Genomic DNA, 21,614 nt, shown 5'->3' on the forward strand with positions numbered 1-21,614 from the left:
GCCCGCACCTCCTCAGCTTCCCCGGTAGGTGGTGTAGCCGTACGGGCTGAGCAGCAGCGGCACGTGGTGGTGCCGGTCCGGCTCGGTGATCTGGAAGGCGACCACGATCTCCGGGAAGAAGGCCGCGCCGGGCGGGTAGTGGCGCTCGACCTGGAACACCAGCCGGTAGCCGCCGGCCTGCCCGCCCCGCAGCGGCAGCCGGTCCAGCAGCGGCGTCCAGTCGGCCAGCCGCCCGTCGGGATCGGTCCGGCCGTGTGCCACCGGCGTCCAGCCGCCGCTGTCCCGCCGGTCGAGCCGGACCGGGATGTCGGCGGCCGGTTCGCCGCGTACGGTGTCCAGCACGTGCGTGGAGATCCGGATCAGGCCGTCCGGTGCGTTCGTCCGGTCGTCGCTCACGACAGCAGCCTCCTCAGCCGGAGCAGCGCGATCTGCCGCAGTTCGTCCCGGACCACCTCGCGTTCGGTGCCGGGATCGTTGCCGAGCCGCCGCCGGACCGCCGCGAGCAGTTCCAGGTCCGTCCGGCCGTCGGCGAAGACCAGGAAGAGGTGGCCGAACCGCTGCTCGTACTCCCGGTTGGCCCGGTCGAGCGCGGCCCGGGTGTCCTGGTCGGCACCGTCGACTCCGGACTGTTCCCGGCGGGACCAGTTCGACTCCCGACCGGTGCCGGCCGGCCGTTCGCCGATCCGCGGGTGCGCGGCCAGCGCCTGCGCCACCTCCGACCAGGTCAGCCGGCGCAGCGCGGCGTCGGCCACCGCGACCGCCGCCGCGACGTCCGGGTACGGCCTGCCGCCCGCCACCGTACGAGCCCAGTCCGGCACGGCGCAGCAGGCGAGCAGGGCCTGCTCGGCCTGCCCGGCGGGTCGCCGGTTGAACTTGTCCAACACGGTGCTGACGGTGCCCACCCGTTCACCTCCTGCCCGGCTGACCAGAAGTCCACCTGCGCGGTTGACCAGAAGTACAACAGCCGGGCGGTGGCCGGGTGAACCGGCGCGATCACCGAAACCGCCGCCGCCCGCCGTATCGTTTTCGTAGGTTCCTCCAACCGGCCTGTCGCCGGGATCGGACGGGTACGCGATGCTGCTGCGTGAGGCGCTGGACCGGCCCCAACTCCGGCTGACGCTGCTCACCGGCGAATCCGGACTGGACCGCCCGATCAGCCGGGTGTACGTCACCGACCTGCCCGATCCGCGCCGCTACCTCTCCGGCGGCGAGATCGTGCTCACCGGGCTGATGTGGCGGCGCCGGGCCGGTGACTCGGACGGGTTCGTGGCGGCCTGCGCCGCCGCCGGGGTCGCCGCGATCGGTGCCGGCGACGCGGCGTACGGCTCGGTGCCGGAAGACCTGGTGACGGCGTGCCGGCGGTACGGCGTACCCCTGTTCGAAGTCCCGGTCGAGGTCTCCTTCCGGGACGTCATCGACGAGGTCACCCCGACCCTGTGGGCGCGCCGGGCGAACGGGCTGGCGACGGTGCTCGGCCGGTACCGGGGTCTGGTCGCGGCGATGGCCGGCGGCGCCCGGTTGGCCGACCTGATCCAGCCGGTCGCCGCCGACCTCGGCGTCGACTGCTGGGTGTTGACCGCGACCGGCCGGGCCGTCGCCGGTACCGGCGAGCTGCCGTCCGACGCCCGCCGCCGGTTGGCGGCCTCGTTCCTGGCCGCCGGCCGGCTGCCGACCGTGGTCGAGGTCGACGGCCGGCGGGTCTGGCTGGTCGCCGTCGCCGGCCGACCCGAGCACCGGCTCGCCGCCTGGCTGCTGGCCTGTGCGGCACGGGACACGGAACCGTCCGAGCACGAGGTCGCCGCCCGACCCGCCGCCGCCGGTCCCGGCACGGACCCCGGCCGCTCCCCGGACGCGGGTCGGGCCGCGATCGGCGAATCCGGTCCGCCTCCGAGGCTACCCGAGGCGGCAGCCGAACTGGTCAGCCTGGTGGCGCTGGAACGGGCCCACGCCGACGAGGCGGGTCGGGTGGAGCGGCGGCTCGCCGACCAGCTCGGCACGGTCCTGTCCACCGGCGCCTCCCCGGCGGAGTTGCGCGCCGCGCTCTCCGCCTGCGGGTTGCCGCCCCGGTCGACGCTGCTGGTGGCGGCCGTCCGGCTGACCGGGCTGACCACGCCCCCGGAGCTGGCGGTCGCGGTCACCGAGGAACTCGCCCGGTCGACGGCGCTGCCGGCGGTGGTCACCGGCGCCGGCCGGCCCGGAACGGTACTGGCCGTGCTGGCCGGTGGACGGACCGAACTCGCCGAGGTCTGCGAGGCGGTCCGGGGCACGGTCGCCGGGCTGGCGCCGGGGCTCGGCGCCGGACGGCTCGCGGTGGGGATCGGCGGACCGGCCGCCGACCCGGGCGGCCTGCCGGGCGCGGTCGAGCAGGCCGAGCATGCCCTGGCCACGGCGGACGCGGATCCCGGCCCCGGCACGGTGGTCTCGGCCGGCGATCTCGCCTCGCACCTGTTGCTGCTCTCCGGCGTACCCGCCGAGGCGCGGCGGGCGTTCCGGGACCGGGTACTCGGCCCGGTGCTGGCCTACGACCGGACGCACGACAGCGACCTGCTCCACACGTTGGACGAGTTCCTCGCCTGTTCCGGGTCGTGGAGCCGGGCGGCCGAACGGCTGCACCTGCACGTCAACACCCTGCGCTACCGGATCGGCCGGATCGAGCAGCTCACCGGGCGGGACCTGTCGCGGTTTCCCGACCGGGTCGACTGCTATCTCGCGCTGCGCCTACCGCACTGAGGCCGGACCCTCGACCAGCGGGCGTCGGCCGGGCGAGCACGGTCACCTGGTCGGAGCGACGACCGCCGCGTCACGGCACGGTCGCCGGTGGCACGTCCAGGTCCGCGTCGTCCGCGACGTCGTCACAGGGTACGACCGACAGCCGCGCCTGGTGCCGCCGCAGGTACGGCCGGGCGCCCACGTCGCCGACCGCCAGCTCGGCCGCCCCGGACCAGTGTGAGCGGCCGAGCAGTACCGGATGGCCGCGCCGGGTACCGTAGCCGGCCATGCCGAGCGCGTCCGGTGCGGCGATCTCGACCAGCCGCCGGACCGCCTCGGCGGTGATCCCGGGCATGTCGACCAGCAGGACGACCGCCGCGACGGCGCCGGAGTCCCGCAGCGCGGTCAGCCCGGCCCGCAGCGAGGAGCCCATCCCGGACTCCCACTCCGGGTTCTGCACCGTCACGGCGTCGCCGAGTTCGGCCCGGGCCCGGATGGCCGGCGCGGCGGCCCCGAGCACCGCGACGACCGGCTCACAGCCACCGTCCCGGGCGACCTGGACCGCCCGCTCGACCAGCAGCCGGCCGTCGAGCCGGACCAGCGCCTTGGGCCCGCCGTAGCGCCGCCCCGCACCGGCGGCGAGCACCAGCCCGCCGACCCGCTCGACGGGTACTCGATCGGCCGTGACTCGATCGGCGGGTGTAAGCCGTCCGGTGGGGTCCGATGCCGGCTCGTCCGGAGCGAGGTGGGTCACGGTCGGAGCCTAGTTCAGTCAAAAGATCTTGCCGAAGTTCCGGTTATGAGCAGCATTATCCGTTTTATACATCAGCCGTTCGGCTAGCATCCCCCGATACCAACGGGCTAAGGTGATGCCTGAACAGCCACACGACACCTCCACCACCCGACCACCACATAACGAACCTCCACCACCGAACAACTCTGGAGGTGGCGTTCGAGGCGCCGCGTTCGGTGACGGAGCGGGTGTTGGCGGGGTTGTGGGTGGAGTTGTTGGGGGTGGACCGGGTCGGGGTGCACGACAACTTCTTCGAACTCGGCGGACACTCACTGCTGATGATGCAGTTGTTGTGGCGACTACAGGAACAGTTCGGTGCCGAGGTGCCACTCGAACTGCTCTTCGAGGCGAGTACGGTCGCCGAACTCGCCGCGGCCCTCGACGACCAGGCAATGTCGGCCGCACGGCCGACCGACTGACCCACCGACAACGCGAGCCGATCCGCCCATCGCGCGGGCGGAGGCCGCGTGCTGCACAACTGGGGAGTTCCTGCGGTTGCACGCCGAGTCCGGGTGAATTCCACGCCCTGGCTGCCCTCGCGGAAGTTCGCTATACCTATGGCACACCGGCGGCCCGTCGCGTCCGGAGACAGGACGCGCATGGAGAGGAGCACCGGCATGGAATCGGCATTCGCATCCGAGGTACCGCTGACGGACGAAGAGCGGTCGCGGCTGGCCGACGACGGATATCTCGTACTGCGTGGCGTCCTCCCGGACGACGCACTGCAACCGGTCCGGGACGCGCTCGCCGCGGTCGTCGACCGGATGGCGCGGCAGTGGCGGGACGAGGGGCTCATCGAGCAGTTGCACGAGGACGCCCCGTTCACCACCCGGTGGTGGCTGATCCGCCAGCAGCTGCCGGCACTGCGCCCGGTGACCTGGCGCCGGGTGCTGGTCAGTGAGGCGATGTACCGGCTGTGGCGGCGCCCTGAGCTGACCGGCCGGATGCGGAGCTGGCTCGGCGACGAACTCTGGGCGCACGACACCTGGAACGGCCGTCCGCGCGAGCCGTGGGCACCGGTCCAGAAGATCGGCTGGCACCAGGACGCGTACTACCTGCGGGGCTGGGAGCCGGCCGACGGCAACATCCTGACCTGCTGGATTCCGCTGGTGCCGGTCGACGCCCGGGCCGGTTGCCTCCAGATCCTGCCGGGCTCACACCGGCACGGCGTGATCCCGCCGGAGTTCGACGAGTTCCGCAACAAGAACGTCTCGGTCGAGCGGCTCGGCCACATCGAGCCGGTCACCCTGCCGACCGTGCCGGGCGACGTGGTGATCTTCACCGAGAGCACGGTCCACCAGGCGCTGCCGAACGAGTCCGAGGGTGTGCGCTGGACCGTGGACGTACGGTTCGGCGCGGAGAGCCCGGCCATGCGGCGCAAGGCCCGAGGCGGGTACCTCTGCCGGACGGCCGGCGACCCCGGCCGGATCGAGAGCTACGACGAGTGGGCGGCCAAGTACGACCCGCGCACCGGGGCGATGGCCGCACAGCTGCGCGCCATCGACGCGGCCGCGATGCGCAGCGGAAGCATGGCCCGGGACATCAGCACCTACTGACGGAACTGGGGGTTTCGTGGCCAACATAGCCGTGGCCAGCCTGGGCTCACGCGGAGACCTCTTTCCGCTGCTCGGGATCGGGCGGTCGCTGCGCGACCGGGGCCACCGGGTCACCGTCTTCGAATACTCGGAGTACGCGGACGACGTCACCCGGACCAACCTGCGGTTCGCCCCGCTGGGCACCGGCAGCGCCTGCCAGGAGGTCTTCGAGAACTCGGGAGAGACGTCCCAGGCACTGTCCCAGTTGATCCGCCGGGTGGCGCTGCCGACCGCGGCCGAGGCGGCCCGCCGGATCGTCGCCGAGGGACCCTTCGACGTCGTGATCGCCAACCACTTCCAGTACGGCGGCCAGCTCGCCGCCGAACTGCTGGGCGTACCGCTGATCTCGGTGACCGGGGTCGACATCGTCGAGCTGTACTATCCGCCGGCCGGCGCCTCGGCCGAGGAGCGTGCCCTGGCCGAGCGCACGCTGCGGCTGGTGGACCGGCTCGGCACACCGCCGCTGAACGCCATCCGGCGCGAGCTGGGCCTGCCGGAGCGGCCCCACGCCAGCACCCTCGGCAGCCTCTCCGACGACGCCGTTCTGGTGATCGTCTCCGAGCTGTTCCTCTCGGGTACCGATTCCTGGCCCGACCATTTCCGCATCGCCGGGTACCCGGCGTACGAGGGCAGCGACGGGCTGGCGGTGCCGCCACGGGTGCAGCGCTTCGTCGACCGTACCGACCTGGGCCCACTGGTCATCTGCACCCTGGGGGACAGCTGGGCCAACGACTACCCGCCGACCTGTGCCCACCTCGCCCGGCTGGCGCAGCGGCTCCGGTTCCGGGTGCTCTACCTCGTCTGCCGGGGCCGGGTCGACGCCGAGGGCGAGCACTGCCTGGTCCACCAGTTCGCCCCGCTGTCCCGGCTGTTGCCGCAGGCGAGGGCGATCGTGCACCACGCCGGCCGGGGCAGCCTGCTCACCGGGATGCGGGCGGGCGTGCCGGCGCTGATGATCCCGCACTGGCTCGACGGCTTCGAGAACGCCCGCCGGGCCGAGCGGCTCGGCGTCGGTCGGGTGGTGGCGCCGGACCTGGACCCGGCGGCGGTGAGCCGGGCGATCACCGAGCTCCTGGGCGACGAGGCGTACCACGTCGCGGCCAGAGCGGCCGCCGCCCGCCTCGCCGAGGACCCCGATCCGGGACGGGTCGCCGAGGAACTCGTGCTCGGCACGGTCGGGTCGCGGTCGTGGTGAGCGCGGAACCGCCGATGCGGGTGGCGATCGGCGGCCGTGGCTGGCTGCCGGTACGGGCCGCCCGGCTGCTCGGCTCACTGGTCGCGGCCGGCGCGCTGGAGGCCCGGATCGAGGTGGTGCGCAACGACGGCGACCCGGGACGGGACACCTGGATGCCCTCGCTGGCGGCCCTCGCCCAGCGGCGTGGCTGGCGGGTGCACCGCACCGCGGAGACGGCCGGGCTCGGGCCACGGGACGTCTTCCTGTCGTTGCAGCACGACGTGATCGTGGACTGCGCCCGGCTCGGCGGTGCCGCCGCCTACAACCTGCACTTCGCGCTCCTGCCGCACTACCGGGGCAGCCTGACCTCGCTGCTGCCGATCCGCCGGGGCGAGAGCCGGGTGGGTGTCACCCTGCACGTGTTGGCGCCGTCGGTCGACGCCGGGCCGGTGATCGCGACCCGCGCCTTCGAGCTGCCACCCTTCACGACCGCGTACGACCTGTTCCAGACCTACCACCGGTACGGGTTCGAGCTGCTCAAGGAGCATCTGGAGGCGTTGCTGCACGGCACGGTCACCGCCACCGCGCAGGACGACTCCGCCGCGACCACGTTCTACCGCAGCTCGGTCGACTTCACCGACCTGGAGGTGAGCGACTTCGACCGCGACGCCGAGCAGGTGCGGGACTGGTGTCGCTCGCTCATCTTCCCGCCGATCCAGCTGCCGACGTACCGGGGCCGGCGGGTCGGCTCCTGCTACGTGCTGCGCTGGAACGGCGTCGCCGCCGCGCCCGGCACCGTCCTCGACGAGGATCCCGACCAGGTGGTCGTGGCCTGCCGGCGTGACCTGGTGTGCCTGGAGTTCGCCACCGACTGACCGGTACGGCCGTGCCGCGCCACCACGTGCCGACCGCGCCGACCGTGCCCCGTCAGGCCAGCACGTCGAGCGGGCCGGCGGTGGCGGCCCGGGTACGCAGCGGGTCGAAGCGCCGCAGCGGGGCCGGGGTCCGACCCGACGAGATCGCCAGGGCGATCGCCTCGGTCAGCGGCGGTGCCAGTTTGAAGCCCCGACCGCCGAAGCCGTAGGCGACGAGCAGCCCCTCCCCGACCGGCCCGATGTAGGGCTGGCCGTCCCCGGTGAGGTCGAACTCGGACTCGACGACCAGCCGTGGCCGGGGCAGGGCCCGGTCCAGCCGGGTGGTCGCGGCGGCCCGGAGCGCGTCCAGGAAGGACCGGCCGCGCGCCTCGGTGCGGAGCGTCCCCAGCAGGCCCCCGCGAACCGGGCGCAGCAGCACGTCGTGCACCAGGTCCACGACGGCCGGCAGGGCACCGTGCGGGGCGCCGGAGCGGGCACCGCCGGCCTCGGGGAGGTCGGGGAAGAGGCCGAGGCTGACCGGCTGCCGGTGGATCCGGCGCCGGGTGGCCGGATCGGGCAGCAGCGCCGGAGTGGCCGCGCCGGCCGCCAGCAGCACCACCGAGGCGTCCGAGGCGGGCCCGTCGGCGGTGCGGAGCCGCCAGCCGTCGCCGATCCGGTCCAGCGCGCGTACCCGGGTCAGCCGGAGCGCACCGCCCGCCCGCAGGAAGGCCCGGACCAGGGAGAGCAGCACGACCCGTGGGTCGGCGCAGCCGGCGTCGGGCTCGTACCAGGCCACGCCGGCCCCCGGGTCGTACCCGCCGGGGACCTCGGCCCGGTCGCACCGCCGCGGCGGGGTCCCGGAACGCCCGGCGACGGCCCGGCCGGCCCGGGTCGCCGCCTCGGCGGCCTCCGCCGGGGTGACCACGACGACGCCGCAGCGCAGCAGGGCGGCCAGTGCCGGCGGCACCTGGTCGCTCCACCGTCGGTACCAGGAGAGCCCCTCGGTGGCCAGCTCCGGCTCGTCGCAGAGCGTCCGGAGCACCGCGGCCGACCCGGCGGTGGTGCCACCGACCAGCCGCTCGGCCAGCAGCAGCACCCGGTGGCCGGCAGCCTGGAGCCGCCACGCGGTGAGCGCCCCGATGATGCCGGCGCCGACCACCGCGACGTCGGCCCGTCCGGTACGCCGGTCCAGCGCCATCGGATCCTCCCCACGTCGAACCCTGGCCGTCGCACCGGCCACTGAGCAGAATGCGGGTTGCCGCGACTGTCGACAATCGCATCGGTGGTGTTCAGCATGGTGATTCCGGCCCGACCCGGTGCTCCGGTGGGGTGGCCGTGAGCCGGGTGGTCGTGCTCGGCGGCACGGGATTCGTCGGCGGGGCGATCGCCGCTCTCCTCGGCCCGGGCGGTCGACCGGAGCCCGGGGTGGTGGCCGTCGGACTGCCGGGCAGCGGAGCGGCGGTCCCGCGCGGCGTGCCGGTGGTCGAGCGCGACCTGCTCGCCGACCCGGCGTCGGGCGAGGACCTGCTCCGGGGTGCCGACGCGGTGGTCTACGCGCTCGCGCCGGCCGGGCCGCGCCGTACCGCCGGGGAGCGGATGGTCGAGGCGGCCGGCCGGCTCGCCTCGGCGGCGGCCCGGGCCGGGGTACGTCGCTGGGTGCAGGTGAGCAACGTCAGCGTCTACGGTCCGGGCGACGGCTGGGTCGAGGACGACACCCCGGCCGATCCGCGGAATCCGCTCGGCGAGGCGACGGTGCGGATGGAGGAGACGGTACGGCGGAGGCTGGCGCCCGGGCCGACCCTCGGCACCTTCCTGCGGGCCGGACCGGTCTACGCGGAGGACCCGGAGCGGACCGGGGTGTCGGCGTCCTATGTGGACCCGGGACTGAACTGGCTGAGCTTCGTACGCCGGGACGACCTCGCCGGCGCCGTCCGGTTGGCGCTGGCCGGGAAGCTGCCCGAGGTGTGCGTGGTCGCCGACGGGGAGCCGCTGCGGGCGGTCGAGGCGGCCCGGCTCGCCGCCCGGTGGCGGGGGTGTGCGCCGCGACCCGTACCCGAGGCCACCGCGGCCCGGTTCGGCGCCGACGCGTACGCCGTGCTGACCTCGTCGGTACGACTGCGCCCGGTGGCACTGCTGGCGGCCGGATGGCGCCCCTGCGCACCGTTGCGGGCGGCGACGCCGCACCCGCACCCGGCCGGCTCAGCAGAGCAGCCGCCCCGCTCAGCGCAGCCCTCGGCCAGCGCAGCACAGGGCTCAGCGCAGGGCGGATTCGAGGGCCGGCCGTAGCCGCCTGACCAGCCGCAGCGACCGCTCGCAGTAGGCCAGGTGGCTCGGTGGCGTGTCGCCCTGCGGTGCGTCGGTGCCGGCGAGCGAGCGGATCCCGTCCCGGAGCCGCTCCAGCCGCGCCTCGATCAGGTCGACCAGCCGGGACCGGTCCGTCAGCCCGTACGCGTCGCAGATCAGTCGTAGCCGGCGCGGCCGGTCCGGCACCGGCACGTCCGGATTGAGCGGGACGAAACTGAAGGCCGTCCAGGCCAGGTCCCAGCCGCGTGACCCGGGGGCGGCACCGTCGAAGTCGATCATCGCCTGGGGGAGTCCGTCGACGAAGACGCAGTTGTACACCGCGAAGTCGTTGTGGCAGACCACCTCCGCCTCCGGGTCACCCCGCAGCTCCGGGGGCTCCTGGAGGAAGGGATCCCAGCCGGGCAGCGTCCGCAGCGCGGTACCGGCCACCGCGTCGTGGTACCGGCGCAGCAGCCGGGCCGCCTCGACCAGCGCCCGGTCGTCGCCGACCCAGCGCCACGCCCGGGGAACCTCACCCGGCAGATAGCTGAGCAGCTCGCGGCCCTGCCCGTCGACGCCGAGCAGTCGCGGTGACCGGTCGAACCCGACCGTCTCGAGGTGGGAGAGCAGCGCGTGCACCGGCGGGCTCCAGAAGCCCGTCCGGCGCCGTACGACGTCACCGCGCTGCTCCACCAGCGACATCGTGCCGCCGGAGAGCCGCTGCCAGTCGGCGTCGGTGGCGGAGGCCGGCCGCCGGTCGCCGGTCAGGAGGAGCCGACCTGCGCGCGAGCGGACTCGACGTACCCGACGATGCCGGACCGGCTGGCCCACCAGTCGGCTCCCAGCGCCTCGTCCTGGAATGGAATGGCGAGGTTCTGCTCCAGCAGGACGAGAAGTTCCAGCTTCTGCATGGAATCGATCGACCCGGTCAGGTCCTCGTCGTCCGGCGGCAAATACCCGAGGACCTCGCGCAACGCGTTGTCGACCTGTTCCGTCACGCCAACCATCTTGTCCGTCATGGTTTTTCCTTCCGGGAACGAGCGATCCGACAGCACGATCCAGCAGATGAGAGCCAACACCGCGACCGGGGCGAGGGCAAGTGGGATGTCGAACGTGAATGTGCAGTTTCGGTCGTGCGGGTCGGCGGCGCCAAAGCTAGCATCGACCTTGCTCGCCGAGAGGAGGGCGACGTGTACGGCATGTTGCCTGACTATTTATCGGAGCTTCGTCCACACACCACGGAAGACGGTCTGCGGGTCTTGTCGGCCCGGATATCGCCGGATCGGTTGTCGACCGGGGCGGCGGCGCTCATTGGCCTGATCGCCGATCGGGTCGCCGACAACTCGCTGTCGCTGATCGGCGACCACCCCGTATTCGCCAACACGCCGTACGAGGCCGAAGTCGTACTGGCCGAGTTCGCCGCCGACGGCGGATATCTGCACCGGATGCGCCCGCTGCCACCCCGGCCGGTGGTTCTCGACATCGGTGCGCACATCGGCCTCTTCTCGCTCGACGTCCTGCGCCGCCGCCCCGACGCCCGGGTGATCGCGGTCGAACCGTTCGGGTCGTCGCACGCGGCCCTGCTCCGCAACCTCGCGCTGCACCGGGGCCGGACGGAGCCGGTCGCGGTCCGCGCCGTGGCGGCCCAGCAGCTCGGCCGGGCCGAGATCGTCGGCTGTCGCGGTGGCAGCATGCTCGCCGCCACCACGGCCGGCGAGGACGCCCGGACGCTGGCCGAAACCGCCGCGGTGCTCGCCCGGTCGCTGCCGAGGATGCTGCGGCACGGCCCGTGGGGACCGCAGCTGGCCGAGGCGGTGGCGACGGACCTGATCGACCAGCTCTTCGCCCCGGTACGGTCCGTGGTGCCACAGGTGACCGTCTCGACGCTGATCGAGGAGCACGCGATCCGCCGGCTGTCGTTGCTGAAGGTGGACGTCGAGGGTGACGAGGTGCGGGTGCTGGCCGGGGTGGATCCGGCGCACTGGCCGCTCGTCGACGCGGTGGTGGTGGAGGCGGACGCCACGACGGTACCGGCCGTCTGCGCCATGCTGGACCGGCACGGGCTGACCCCGGTGGTCAGCGGGTCGCCGCAGGCTCCCGGCGCGTTCGCCCGGCAGAGCCGGATCGTCCGGGCGGAGCGCGGCGGGCCGCCGGGTGACGACCGGGCGGACCCGCCGGCAGCCGGAGCCGCAGCGCCGGAGTCCCGGCACGCCGGTGCGGTCGCCGAGATCGCCGCGATCTTCGCGCGGCTGCATCAGCTCTCCCGGGGGTACTGGCCGACCGGACACGTGCTCGTCGACGCGTACGCGACGCCGTACGCCGGGCCGCTCTCCGAGCCCTGGCGGGAGCGGGACTTCCGGCTCGGGCTGTCGTACGGCCGGGCGTGGGCCCGGCACCTGCTGTCGGCGTACCCGCCGCCCGGCCCGGCGGACGACGGTCTCCCGGCCGCGCTGACCCGGTTGGTCGGCGGGGACTGGGGTTCGGTGGCGCCGCTGCTGGCCCGGCACCCGGTCGCCGACGTGGTGGCCGCCCGGATGGCCGCGCTGCAACTGGTCCACCGAGCGGTCCGGTTGCCGCTCGACCCCGGTGCCGGATCCGACGTGCGGATCCGGACCGAAGCTGACCGGCCCGGCGGGTCGGGGGAGGAGAGGACATGAGCGAGGTCGAGTCGCCGCGACAGCGCGGCTACGAGGTGGTCCGCAACCACGAGGGCCAGTACTCGATCTTTCCGCAGGGTCGGCCGGTGCCGCCCGGCTGGGAACTGGTCGGCCGCGCCGGCTCCGAGGAGGAGTGCCTCGGCTACATCGAAGAGGTGTGGACGGACATGACCCCGCGCTCGGTACGGCGCCGCCTCGACGAGGCGTCCCGGGGCCGGTAGGCCGGACGGATGCCCCGTCGGCGCGGTGCCTACCGGCGGGGTACCGCGTCGGGGTCGTCGGTCCTGCCCTCGGTGACCACCACCAGGGCGCGGCGGGCGGTGCGCGCCCCGGCCAGCGCCGGGTCGTCCCGCTCGGCGGCGAGTTGGCGCAGCGCCAGCAGGCCGGCCAGTCCGGCGGCGCCGGTGTCGCCGGCCGGTATCCCGCGCTCCCGCAGGGCGTCCCGGGCGAGCAGCGCCCACTCGTCGGCGACGGTGAGGAAGCCGTCGAGGGCGGTGGCGAGGTCGGGCCAGGCCGCCGAGGACAGCCGGCCGGCGTTCAACCCGACCATCACCGACCGGAAGTCGGACTCGATCTGCGCCGGGGTGTCCCGGCCCACCGACGCCGCCGCGCAGCCGGCGTCAACTGGTTCCACTCCGCAGATGAACGGCCGGCCCGGCGCGTGGTGCCGGAGGAACCGGGCCGTCGCGGCGGCGAGTCCGCCGACCCCGATCTGCACCGTCACCAGATCCGGCCAGGGATCCCCGGTCCGGGCGAAGACGTCACCGATCTCCCAGAAGATGGTGCCGTAGCCGTCGATGGTCGCCCGGGGCACCGGGTCGGCCGGGTGGAACGCGGTGTCGGAGACGAGTACGGCGTCGGCCGAGGCGGCGGCGAAGTCGGCGGCGGCGCGTACCGCGTCGTCGTAGCTGCGCTCCCGCGCGTCGATCTCGGCGCCCTCGGCCCGGATCGCCTCGATCCGGGCCGGCGCCGTGTCGGCGGGGAGGAAGATCCGGGCCCGGCAGCCGGCCCGGCGGGCGACCCGGGCCACCGCGCGTCCGTGGTTGCCGTCGGTGGCGGCCACCAGCACCGGTACGGCCGGCCGCGCGGCGAGCTGCGCGAGCGCCACCTCGCTGGCCCAGGACGCCCCGAGGATCTTGAAGGCGGGCAGTCCGAACCGATCGGTCTCGTCCTTGACCCAGAGTCGTTCCAGCCCGAGCTGGCCGGCGAGGTCCGGCAACTCCCGCAGCGGGGTGGCGGCGTAGCCGGGCAGGGCGCGGTGCCAGTCGTACACCGCCCGGGAGGGGCGCTCCGGCAGCCCACCGGCGGAAGGGTTGGCCACGAACCGAGGCGCGGGCCCGGTCGGTCGGGTTGGCATCCGGCCCGCCGGTCAGCCGACCAGGAACTGGCGGTCGTCGAGATCCTGCGGGGTGGTGGCGGTGCCGCCGTCGTCGCCGCGGTCGACCGCGACCGCACCGTCCGGGATGTACTGCACCACGTACGCCTTGCGGGTCGAGTCGCTCCGGTTCGGGTACGTCATGTGCGTCGTCACCGAGGAGAAGATGGCCATGTCACCGGCGGAGAGCGGCACCGGGACGGCGTCGGCCGGATCCTCGTCCAGGCAGACCCAGCCCTGCTCGCTCTGCCAGTGCCGCAGCGTGCCCAGCCGGTGCAGCCCGGGTGCCACGCTCAGGCAGCCGTTCTGCTCGGTCGCGTCGGTCAGCGCCACCCAGCAGGTGATGTACTGCTGCGGCTCGACGAAGACCTTGCCGTTGTCCTGGTGCCAGGCGAACGCCTGGGAGTGCTCGGGGCGCTTGTAGACGGCCTGCTCCCAGAAGAGCCGTACCCTCGGGCCGAGCAGGTCCCGGGCCACGTCGGGCAGTACGCCGGTGGCGCAGAACTGCCGCAGCACGGGCGACCGGAGCACCAGGTTCGAGGCGATGGTGAAGCCCGGCCGGTCGCCGCTGGTCCGGCGTTCGAGCGTCGCGTTGATGCGCGCCTGGATCGGGTCGATCTCGGCGGCCATCCGGTCGACCTCGTCGGCGTCGTACGCGTTCGGAATAACGAAGAATCCCTGCTCGCAATACGAGTCGACCTGCTCGTCGGTAATGCGGCGGAAGGGGCCGTCCGGGCGTCGCCACTCAAAGCCCGCGTTGAATTCATGGACGCCTCTGTGTGCCATGCTGGCCAGTCTCATCCACGAATCGTCCGGCCGGCAACCATCTGCGTGAACGGCGTACCGTGCGAGTCCGCACTCGAACTGTGGTCGGTGGACGGTCACGCAAATATGCTGCGCTGTCATGTGTGGGGACAACCGTCGAAGACGTACGGAGTCGTGATGATGCGGGTGGCGCTGCTCGGGGTGGGCTACTGGGGCGCCAAGCTCCTGCGCAACCTGGTCGGGCTGGTCGGCGCCGACCAGGTGACCGCCGTCGACCCCGATCCGGCCCGGTTGGAGTGGGTCCGCCGGCACTACCCGTCGGTGGCCCGCCGGTCGAGCCTGGCCGCCGCGCTGGCCGGGGGCGACGTCGAGGCGGTGGTCGTGGCGACGCCGGTGCGCACCCATCCGGAGTACGTCCGCACGGCGCTGGAGGCCGGCTGTCACGTCCTGGTGGAGAAGCCCCTGGCGACGTCGACGGCCGAGGCGGTGGCGCTGGCCGAGCTGGCCGACCGGCTCGGCCGGGTACTCATGGTCGGGCACACCTTCCTGTTCAGCCCCCGGGTCCGCTGGATCTTCCGCCGGCTGACCACGACCGGCATCGGTCAACTGCACTACCTGATGTCGTCCCGGCTCAACCTCGGTCCGCACCGCGACGACGCCAGCGTGGTCTGGGACCTGGCGCCGCACGACGTCGCGATCGTGCTGCGGCTGCTCGGCGAGACGCCGGTGACGGTCAGCGCCAACGCCCGCAGCGTGGTCACCGCCGGCATCCCGGACGTGGCGTTCGTGGACCTGACCTTCCCGTCCGGGGTGATCGCCTCGCTGGCCGTGTCGTGGCTGGCGCCGAGGAAGGTCCGCAACCTGGTCATCGTCGGTGACGAGAGCATGATCGTCTACGACGACATCGAGCCGGACGAGCCGGTGAAGGTCTACGACAAGGGGATGGCGCTGGAGCCGTCGCCGGACTTCGGCGCGGACCAGCTCACCTACCGGTACGGGGACACGGTGGCGCCGCACATCGCCGTGCAGGAGCCCATCATGGAACAGATAACCCATTTCGCGGAATGCGTCGCCGCCGGCAAACGCCCGATCTCGGATGGCTGGTTCGGTACCCGGGTCATCGCCGCACTGGAAGCCGCGGACCGGTCCTGGCGTGACGGCGGCCGGGCGATCGAGGTCGAAGCGGTTACCGCGACCGAGTGGTCGACCTGAGTGCACAACTGCGGAAGTAAGCAATTGAACGCTCCTCCGGTGGCACTACCGCCTCCCGGAATCGTAAGAAACAATCGCAGCGCGTGCGGTCGCGGTGCGCCGCCCATTCTCGCCCATTCTCGGCCCGGAGGTAGGGACAGTGACCGACACTCGGACGGACAACCAGATCGGTGGGGGCACCACCGGCGCCTCGGCCCGGGACCCGTACGCGCCCGCCCGGTCGCCGTCGGCGCTGACCCGGGACCGGGCACTCGGTCTGGTGCAGGGACTGCTCGCCGACGGGATCATCAGCCCGACGGACCTGCGGGCGTACGTCCCCGAGGTCGCCGACCCGTTCGAGCCGGAGAGCCTGCGACAGGACTACGAGACCTGGTTCCGGGCCAACGGCATCGAGACCGTCACCGGCCGCAAGTTCTCGCTCGGCCCGTGCCCGTACACCGCCGAGGAGCTGATGCAGGCCAAGGCCGACGGGTGGATCCCGGTCGTCTCGCCCAAGGGCCTGTCGCTGGCCGAGACCGCCCGGACCTTCCACTGTGACACCTGGGCCACCTCCGACCCGCTGGTGACCGCGCCGGCCGAGGAGGAGGACCTCTGGTTCCTCACCCCGGGCGACCTCGTGCCGCAGGACGCCAACGTCTCCGCCCGGGAGCTGCGGCAGCGGTACGACAAGGACGGTTCGCTCGGACTGAGCCTCCAGCGGTACATCATCCTCACCGCGCGGCTGCGGCACCTGACCGGCCAGGCCCCGGACTTCCGCTGGTGGGTGTGGATCATGCGGGGCCGGTACGACCGTTCGGGCTTCATGATCGCGGGCTTCGACCCCAACAACAGGTTCAGCGTGCACGCCTGGATGCCACAGTTCCGGGCCAGCTTCGTCGGCGCCCGGCCGATCCGGATCTGCCCCCGGATCGCCGGACCGTCCGACCACAACACCGCCGGCTGATGTCGGCCGCACCGGCGCCGGCCGGCACCCTCGCCGAGCTGGTCTGCGGCAGCGGGTTCGTGCTGGAGACCGAACGCGGCGCCGTCACCGGCCAGGAGCTGGCCGGGGCGGCCCGCCGGTACGCCGCCGGCTTCGCCCGGTACCCGCGCGGCGCCGGGGTGTCGATCGGGCTCACCGACCCGGCCGAGGCGCTGGCCGTCACCGCCGGAGCGTGGTGGTCCGGGCTCCGGGTCGCCTTCACCCGCACCGACAGCCCGCACGACCCGGCCGCCCAGGCCCGGATCGTGGACGCCCTGGTGCAGGTCGTCGACGCCGGCACCGAGGCAGCCGGGGGAGTGACCCGGCTGACCCCCGGTGAGCTGCTCGGCCCGCCGGTCGACGGGGCGCCGCGCTGCCGCCCGTCCGACCCGGCGCTGGACCTGCTCACCTCGGGCAGCACCGGTACGCCGAAGTGTGTGGTCTTCGGCCACGCGGCGATGGTGGCGAACGCCCGGGCGCTGGCCGCCGCCATGCGGATCGGCCGGACCGACCGGCTCTGGACGTCGCTGCCGCACGGCCTGCCCGGCGTGCTGAGCACGGTGACCCTGCCGGCGGCGGCGGCCGGCGCCACCGCGCTGCTGGTCACCCCGGCGGATCCGCTGGTCGCGGCGGACTCGCTGGTCGCGGCGGCCCCGTCGGTCGTCTACGCCGTGCCGGAGTTCTACGACGTGCTGGGCCGGATCTCCCCGGCCGCCGGATCGGCGCCGTCGGTGCGGTGGTGGTTGTCGAGTTCGTCGCAGCTCTCCGCCGGCCGCTTCGACCGGATGCGCGAGCGCTGGGGCGCGGTGGTGCGCAGCTTCTACTGCGGCAGCGAGGTCGGCACGGTGACCTTCAACGACGACGACGATCCCGGCAGCGTCCGGTCCGGGGTCGGCCGGCCCCTGCCGGGGGTACGCGTCCTGGTCGAGCGGGACGGCTCCGGGGCGGGCGTCGCCGGAGTGCCGGACGCCGGCCGGCTGACCATCGGCGGCGACCTGGTGGCGCTGGGCTACCGCGAGCGGGGCGTACTGGTGCCGTTCCCGTCCGACGGGGTCCGGACCAGCGATCTCGGCTACCTCGACGACGACGGCGCGCTGCGCCTGGTCGGCCGGGTCGACGACCGGATCCACGTCGGTGCCGAGGTGGTCGACCCGCAGGTGGTGGAGGCGTGCATCAACGCACACCCGGCGGTGCACGACTGCGTGGTGGTGCCGAAACCGCACACGATGCTGGGCAGCGTGCTGGAGGCCCGGGTGGTACGCCGGGCCGGTACCGCCCTCTCGGAACGGGACGTGATCCTGGCCTGCCGCGCGCACGGGCTGCGCAACGGCTGGCTGCCCCGGGCCGTGCGGTGGATCGACACCGTGCCCACCACCCCGGCCGGGAAGCCGAACCGCGACCCGGCGTGGCCGGCGGGATAGCCGCCCATCGTTTCCGGTCCCGCCGGGACGTGCCCGAACTGTCCGGACTTTGCGCTGGTTGCACGGCCACGACCGATTGGCTTTGATGGACGGGCTTCCGCGACGACGCGGTCCGGTCCGGTACGAGCCGAGTCGAGAGGGTTCAGATGACGGCAGTGGGTGCGGCCCCGGCGGGTGCGCTGCTCCGGTGGCTGGGCGCCGGTCGACATTCCACGGCCCGGGCCGTTCCGGAGCTGTGGCGGGCGTCGTGGCGGGTCGGTCCGGTGCTGACCGGGACGGTGCTGACCCTGACCCTGCTGCTGGGGCTCGCCGGCCCGGTGCAGTTCGTGGCGATGGGGGCGGTGGTCGGCGGGCTGACCGCCGACGGTGCCGGGCTCTGGCCGGCGGTGACCTTCCTGATCGTCGTCGCGGCGGCCCGTACCGTGCTGCCCGTCGTCGTCGAGCCGCTGACCGGCGAACTCGTCCGCCGCATCGACCTCAACTTCCGCAACCGGATGGTGGCCTGCCTGACCGGGCCGTACGGGGTGGCGCACCTGGAGGATTCCGGCACCCGTGACCTGATCTCCACCGCGCAGGGGATCGCCTCTCCCGGGCAGGGGCCGGGCAGCGGGGCGCGCGGGTACCTGAACCTGATCGCCCTCAAGGCCGGTGCGTTCGGATCGATCCTGCTGCTCGCCCAGTACCGCTGGTGGTTGGGGCTCGGAGTGGCGGCCGGGGCGATGGTGATCCGCCGGCACATCCTGGCGATCTGGTTCCAGACCGCGCAGGCGCTCAGCGGCGACGTACCGGGGCTGCGACGCTCGGAGTACCTGCGGGACCTGGCGCTGCGTCCGGAGACCGCCAAGGAGACCCGGCTCTTCGGCCTGGGCGGCTGGCTGGTGGGCCGGCACGACACCGCCTGGACGACCGCGATGGCTCCGGTGTGGCGGCGGCGCCGCAGCATCGGCTGGCGGATGACCGTGGTCGACCTCGCCGTACTGGTGCTGGCGGCGCTGGCGGGTGTGCCGATCGTGCTGGGTCTGGTCAGCGGGGACCTCGACGCCGCCCAGGCGGTGGTGCTCGGCGGCGCGCTGACCGCCATCGTCGGGCTCGGCGGGTTCCTGCCGGACGCCGACTTCCCGATCCGGTACGGCTGCCTGACCCTGCCGTCGCTGCTGGAACTGGAGGCCCGGATGACGGCCCGGCGCAACGCGGACGCCCCGGCCGGCACCCTCCCGACGGTCGACGGCGGACGGTCCGGGGCGGCGCCGCCGGAGCCCGCCCCGCCGGAGCCCGCCCCGCCGGCCGGGCCGCTCGGCGACATCCGGTTCGACCGGGTCGGCTTCCACTATCCCGGCGTCGACCGTCCGGTGGTCGACGGGGTGGACCTGACCATCGCCGACGGCAGCACGGTCGCCCTGGTCGGGGCGAACGGCGCCGGCAAGACCACCATCATCAAGCTGCTGACCCGGCTCTACGAGCCGACCAGCGGGTCGATCCGGGTCGGCGACACCGACCTGCGCGACCTCGACCCCGAGCGGTGGCGCCGCCGGCTCGCCGTCATCTTCCAGGACTTCGCCCGGTACGAGCTGAGCGCCCGGGACAACGTCGGCTTCGGCGCGCTCGACCTCCTCGACGACCGGACCGCGCTGGAGGAGGCGGCCGACCGGGCCGGGGTGCTGGCGGCGATCCGCGGCATGCCACGGGGCTGGGATTCACCGCTGTCCCGCAACTATTCCGGCGGGGCGGACCTCTCCGGCGGGCAGTGGCAGCGGATCGCCCTGGCCCGGGCGCTGCTGGCGGTACGCGCCGGTGCCCGGGTACTCGTGCTGGACGAACCCACCGCCAACCTGGACGTCCGGGCCGAGGCCGAGTTCTACGACCGGTTCCTGGACCTGACCTCGGGCACCACCACCGTCCTCGTCTCGCACCGCTTCTCCACCGTCCGCCGGGCCGACCGGATCTGCGTACTCGACGGCGGCCGGGTCACCGAGGACGGCAGTCACGACGAGCTGATCTCGCTCGGCGGGACGTACGCCCGGATGTTCCGACTACAGGCGGAGAGGTTCGTCGATGGCTGAGCGCCTCCAGGTGGTCTGGCTGGGCACCCGCCTCGCCATCCGGGCCGGCGGCTGGCGGGTCGGCGTCATCGCGCTGTGCAGCCTGTCGCTGGCCCTGCAACCGTCGGCCAACGCGCTGGCGCTGAAACTGGTCACCGACGGGGCGTTGGCCGGCGACTGGACCCGGGCCGGGATCGGCGTCGGCACCCTCGCCGCGATGATCGCGGTGATGTTCTCCGCGTACGGCATCTCCGTACCGTTGCAGACCACCGTCTCCGAGCGGGCCGCCCGGCTCTTCGAGCAGGACGTCATGCGGCTGGTCACCTCGATCCCCACCGTCGAACCGCACGAGCGGCCCGACTTCGCCGACCGCCTGGAGGTGCTGCGGAGCAACTCGCGGCTGCTGGTCGGTGCACTCTGGACGGCGCTGTCCAACGTGTCGTTCTTCGTCGGCGCCGCCTCCGCGCTCTCGCTGCTCGCCGGTGCCGACCCGGCACTGCTGCTCCTGCCGCTCTTCGGCATCCCGCTCTTCGTCACCTCGGCCCGGGCCGAGCGGTTGCGGGACGGTGCGATCGGGCGGACCGCCGAGGCGTCACGCACCAGTACCCACCTGTTCCGGGTGGCGACGACCCCGCAGTTCGGCAAGGAGATCCGGATCTTCCGGCTGCGCGACGAGATCGTGTCGCGGTTCCACCGGGTCAGCGAGGAGACCAACCGGGAACTCTTCGCCGCCGACCTGCGGGCCGCCCTGCTGGCGGCCGGCGCCTGGCTGCTCTTCACCTCGGCCTGGGCCGGCGGCATCGTGCTGGTCGCCGCCCGTGCCGTGCGCGGCGAGGCCACCCCGGGCGACGTGGTGCTGGCGATCGCGGTGGCCGGCCTCGTCCAGGGGTACGTCTCCGGCGCCGTCGGGCTGGTCCGGGAGCTGACCCAGACGCTGGCGATGGCGAGCCGGTACGTCTGGCTGGTGGAGTTCGCCCGTGGCAAGCGCACCGGCACCGGCACCCCGCCGGCCCGGCTGACCCGGGGCATCGAACTCGACCGGGTCTCGTTCCGCTATCCCGGTACCGACGACGAGGTGCTGCACGACCTCAGCGTTCGGCTGCCGGCCGGTGCCACCGTCGGGATCGTCGGCGACAACGGGGCCGGCAAGACCACCGCGGTCAAACTCCTGCTCGGCCTCTACCAGCCGAGCAGTGGGCGGATCACGGTCGACGGCGTGGACCTGGCCGACCTGGACACCCACCGCTGGCAACGGAGTCTGGCGGGTGCCTTCCAGGACTTCGCGCGGTTCGAGTTCACCCTCGGCGAGTCGGTCGGCGTCGGCGACCTCGACCGGTGCGACGAGGACGGCGCGGTTCGGGCGGCGCTCACCCGCGCCGGCTCGACGATCACGCTGCCGCTCTCCGAGCAGCTCGGCCGGGCCTGGGACGGTGCGGAGCTCTCCGGCGGGCAGTGGCAGCAACTCGCGGTCGCGCGCGGGATGATGCGCGAACAGCCGCTGCTGCTGGTGCTGGACGAGCCGACCGCGTCGCTGGACCCGGACGCCGAGCACGCCCTCTTCGAGCGCTTCCGGGAGGCGACCCGGCGCGGGACCGAGGGGAGCGGGGCGATCACCCTGCTGGTGTCGCACCGGTTCTCCACGGTCCGGATGGCCGACCTGATCCTCGTCTTCGACCAGGGCCGGATCGTCGAGCACGGCTCCCACCAGGAACTGCTCGCCCTCGGCGGCGTCTACGCCGAGTTGTTCGAGCTCCAGGCGCGCGCCTACCGGTAGCC

The 21,614-nt window shown here is 73.6% G+C and carries 21 protein-coding genes; 13 read left to right on the forward strand and 8 right to left on the reverse strand.

Features of this window, described 5'->3' with window-relative positions:
- Positions 1–12: 12 nt before the first annotated feature.
- Both uraH and uraD read right to left on the reverse strand, forming a co-directional pair.
- Positions 13–396, reverse strand: a complete 384-nt coding sequence (gene uraH / locus C6361_RS23950; protein ID WP_199853065.1) for a hydroxyisourate hydrolase — start codon at positions 394–396, stop codon at positions 13–15.
- A complete protein-coding gene (gene uraD / locus C6361_RS23955) occupies positions 393–902 on the reverse strand; it encodes a 2-oxo-4-hydroxy-4-carboxy-5-ureidoimidazoline decarboxylase (RefSeq protein WP_234358969.1) in 510 nt (169 codons plus the stop codon). Before uraD ends, uraH begins: the two co-directional genes overlap by 4 nt.
- Before the next feature lie 172 nt (positions 903–1,074).
- Here uraD and C6361_RS23960 point away from each other — a divergent pair, with 172 nt between their 5' ends.
- Positions 1,075–2,730 carry a PucR family transcriptional regulator ligand-binding domain-containing protein gene (locus C6361_RS23960; protein ID WP_107269078.1) on the forward strand — a complete coding sequence of 552 codons (1,656 nt, stop codon included), beginning with the start codon at positions 1,075–1,077 and terminating at the stop codon, positions 2,728–2,730.
- A 70-nt stretch (positions 2,731–2,800) separates the two neighbouring features.
- On the opposite strand, the gene C6361_RS23965 is transcribed toward C6361_RS23960, so the two are convergent.
- A complete protein-coding gene (locus tag C6361_RS23965; RefSeq protein ID WP_369930401.1) occupies positions 2,801–3,463 on the reverse strand; it encodes an NTP transferase domain-containing protein in 663 nt (220 codons plus the stop codon).
- 191 nt (positions 3,464–3,654) lie between these two features.
- Here C6361_RS23965 and C6361_RS23970 point away from each other — a divergent pair, with 191 nt between their 5' ends.
- The 4 genes from C6361_RS23970 (at position 3,655) to C6361_RS23985 (ending at position 7,146) form a co-directional block, all read left to right on the forward strand.
- Positions 3,655–3,921, forward strand: a complete 267-nt coding sequence (locus tag C6361_RS23970) for a phosphopantetheine-binding protein (protein WP_159079444.1) — start codon at positions 3,655–3,657, stop codon at positions 3,919–3,921.
- Between the two features lie 198 nt (positions 3,922–4,119).
- The gene (locus tag C6361_RS23975; RefSeq protein WP_159079445.1) at positions 4,120–5,058 is read left to right on the forward strand and encodes a phytanoyl-CoA dioxygenase family protein; all 939 of its coding nucleotides are present in this window, start codon (positions 4,120–4,122) and stop codon (positions 5,056–5,058) included.
- 16 nt (positions 5,059–5,074) lie between these two features.
- Positions 5,075–6,292 (forward strand): glycosyltransferase, encoded by a 1,218-nt coding sequence (locus C6361_RS23980; RefSeq protein ID WP_159079446.1) that lies wholly within the window; start codon positions 5,075–5,077, stop codon positions 6,290–6,292.
- A complete protein-coding gene (locus tag C6361_RS23985) occupies positions 6,286–7,146 on the forward strand; it encodes a formyltransferase family protein (RefSeq protein ID WP_107269081.1) in 861 nt (286 codons plus the stop codon). The genes C6361_RS23980 and C6361_RS23985 overlap by 7 nt, the downstream gene beginning before the upstream one ends.
- A gap of 52 nt (positions 7,147–7,198) precedes the next feature.
- Here C6361_RS23985 and C6361_RS23990 read toward each other — a convergent pair whose 3' ends face one another.
- Positions 7,199–8,323 carry an FAD-binding oxidoreductase gene (locus tag C6361_RS23990; RefSeq protein ID WP_107269082.1) on the reverse strand — a complete coding sequence of 375 codons (1,125 nt, stop codon included), beginning with the start codon at positions 8,321–8,323 and terminating at the stop codon, positions 7,199–7,201.
- A 137-nt stretch (positions 8,324–8,460) separates the two neighbouring features.
- Between C6361_RS23990 and C6361_RS23995 the strand changes: the two genes are divergently transcribed.
- Positions 8,461–9,411: an NAD(P)-dependent oxidoreductase gene (locus C6361_RS23995; protein WP_159079447.1), complete on the forward strand. Its 951-nt coding sequence runs from the start codon at positions 8,461–8,463 to the stop codon at positions 9,409–9,411.
- Here the strand turns inward: C6361_RS23995 and C6361_RS24000 are convergent.
- Together C6361_RS24000 and C6361_RS24005 are read right to left on the reverse strand one after the other, a co-directional pair.
- The gene (locus tag C6361_RS24000) at positions 9,379–10,239 is read right to left on the reverse strand and encodes an aminoglycoside phosphotransferase family protein (RefSeq protein ID WP_159079448.1); all 861 of its coding nucleotides are present in this window, start codon (positions 10,237–10,239) and stop codon (positions 9,379–9,381) included. The two genes, C6361_RS23995 and C6361_RS24000, sit on opposite strands and share 33 nt — an antisense overlap.
- Positions 10,173–10,427, reverse strand: a complete 255-nt coding sequence (locus C6361_RS24005) for a hypothetical protein (protein WP_159079449.1) — start codon at positions 10,425–10,427, stop codon at positions 10,173–10,175. The genes C6361_RS24000 and C6361_RS24005 overlap by 67 nt, the downstream gene beginning before the upstream one ends.
- A gap of 267 nt (positions 10,428–10,694) precedes the next feature.
- Here C6361_RS24005 and C6361_RS24010 point away from each other — a divergent pair, with 267 nt between their 5' ends.
- Together C6361_RS24010 and C6361_RS24015 are read left to right on the forward strand one after the other, a co-directional pair.
- A complete protein-coding gene (locus C6361_RS24010; RefSeq protein ID WP_159079450.1) occupies positions 10,695–12,065 on the forward strand; it encodes an FkbM family methyltransferase in 1,371 nt (456 codons plus the stop codon).
- Positions 12,062–12,286 (forward strand): MbtH family NRPS accessory protein, encoded by a 225-nt coding sequence (locus tag C6361_RS24015; RefSeq protein ID WP_107263411.1) that lies wholly within the window; start codon positions 12,062–12,064, stop codon positions 12,284–12,286. Before C6361_RS24010 ends, C6361_RS24015 begins: the two co-directional genes overlap by 4 nt.
- 29 nt (positions 12,287–12,315) lie before the next feature.
- On the opposite strand, the gene C6361_RS24020 is transcribed toward C6361_RS24015, so the two are convergent.
- Both C6361_RS24020 and C6361_RS24025 read right to left on the reverse strand, forming a co-directional pair.
- On the reverse strand, positions 12,316–13,386 hold the full coding sequence (locus tag C6361_RS24020; protein ID WP_159079451.1) for a pyridoxal-phosphate dependent enzyme: 1,071 nt from the start codon (positions 13,384–13,386) through the stop codon (positions 12,316–12,318).
- 48 nt (positions 13,387–13,434) lie between these two features.
- Positions 13,435–14,226: a phytanoyl-CoA dioxygenase family protein gene (locus C6361_RS24025; protein ID WP_159079452.1), complete on the reverse strand. Its 792-nt coding sequence runs from the start codon at positions 14,224–14,226 to the stop codon at positions 13,435–13,437.
- Between the two features lie 156 nt (positions 14,227–14,382).
- Here C6361_RS24025 and C6361_RS24030 point away from each other — a divergent pair, with 156 nt between their 5' ends.
- The 5 genes from C6361_RS24030 to C6361_RS24050 all read left to right on the forward strand — a co-directional run bounded on the left by C6361_RS24030 (position 14,383) and on the right by C6361_RS24050 (position 21,612).
- Complete coding sequence (locus C6361_RS24030; protein WP_159079453.1) at positions 14,383–15,417, forward strand: Gfo/Idh/MocA family protein; 1,035 nt, start codon at positions 14,383–14,385, stop codon at positions 15,415–15,417.
- Between the two features lie 139 nt (positions 15,418–15,556).
- The gene (locus C6361_RS24035) at positions 15,557–16,360 is read left to right on the forward strand and encodes a hypothetical protein (protein WP_107263414.1); all 804 of its coding nucleotides are present in this window, start codon (positions 15,557–15,559) and stop codon (positions 16,358–16,360) included.
- Complete coding sequence (locus C6361_RS24040) at positions 16,360–17,799, forward strand: class I adenylate-forming enzyme family protein (protein WP_107269089.1); 1,440 nt, start codon at positions 16,360–16,362, stop codon at positions 17,797–17,799. Before C6361_RS24035 ends, C6361_RS24040 begins: the two co-directional genes overlap by 1 nt.
- Positions 17,800–17,945: 146 nt before the next feature.
- Entirely contained in the window at positions 17,946–19,859 is a 1,914-nt protein-coding gene (locus tag C6361_RS24045; RefSeq protein WP_159079454.1) for an ABC transporter ATP-binding protein, read from the forward strand.
- Positions 19,852–21,612, forward strand: a complete 1,761-nt coding sequence (locus tag C6361_RS24050) for an ABC transporter ATP-binding protein (RefSeq protein ID WP_159079455.1) — start codon at positions 19,852–19,854, stop codon at positions 21,610–21,612. The genes C6361_RS24045 and C6361_RS24050 overlap by 8 nt, the downstream gene beginning before the upstream one ends.
- The last annotated feature ends 2 nt before the right edge of the window (positions 21,613–21,614 follow it).

The sequence above is a fragment of the Plantactinospora sp. BC1 genome (genome assembly GCF_003030345.1).
GTDB lineage: Bacteria > Actinomycetota > Actinomycetes > Mycobacteriales > Micromonosporaceae > Plantactinospora.

What these genes read in the sequence shown, in the direction of transcription:
- C6361_RS23960 (WP_107269078.1), top strand. Translation starts at nt 1,075, where the DNA reads ATGCTGCTGCGTGAGGCGCTGGACCGGCCCCAACTCCGGCTGACGCTG.
- C6361_RS23975 (WP_159079445.1), top strand. Translation starts at nt 4,120, where the DNA reads ATGGAATCGGCATTCGCATCCGAGGTACCGCTGACGGACGAAGAGCGG.
- C6361_RS23990 (WP_107269082.1), bottom strand. Translation starts at nt 8,323, where the DNA reads ATGGCGCTGGACCGGCGTACCGGACGGGCCGACGTCGCGGTGGTCGGC.
- C6361_RS24005 (WP_159079449.1), bottom strand. Translation starts at nt 10,427, where the DNA reads ATGACGGACAAGATGGTTGGCGTGACGGAACAGGTCGACAACGCGTTG.
- C6361_RS24015 (WP_107263411.1), top strand. Translation starts at nt 12,062, where the DNA reads ATGAGCGAGGTCGAGTCGCCGCGACAGCGCGGCTACGAGGTGGTCCGC.
- C6361_RS24025 (WP_159079452.1), bottom strand. Translation starts at nt 14,226, where the DNA reads ATGGCACACAGAGGCGTCCATGAATTCAACGCGGGCTTTGAGTGGCGA.
- C6361_RS24030 (WP_159079453.1), top strand. Translation starts at nt 14,383, where the DNA reads ATGATGCGGGTGGCGCTGCTCGGGGTGGGCTACTGGGGCGCCAAGCTC.
- C6361_RS24040 (WP_107269089.1), top strand. Translation starts at nt 16,360, where the DNA reads ATGTCGGCCGCACCGGCGCCGGCCGGCACCCTCGCCGAGCTGGTCTGC.
- C6361_RS24045 (WP_159079454.1), top strand. Translation starts at nt 17,946, where the DNA reads ATGACGGCAGTGGGTGCGGCCCCGGCGGGTGCGCTGCTCCGGTGGCTG.
- C6361_RS24050 (WP_159079455.1), top strand. Translation starts at nt 19,852, where the DNA reads ATGGCTGAGCGCCTCCAGGTGGTCTGGCTGGGCACCCGCCTCGCCATC.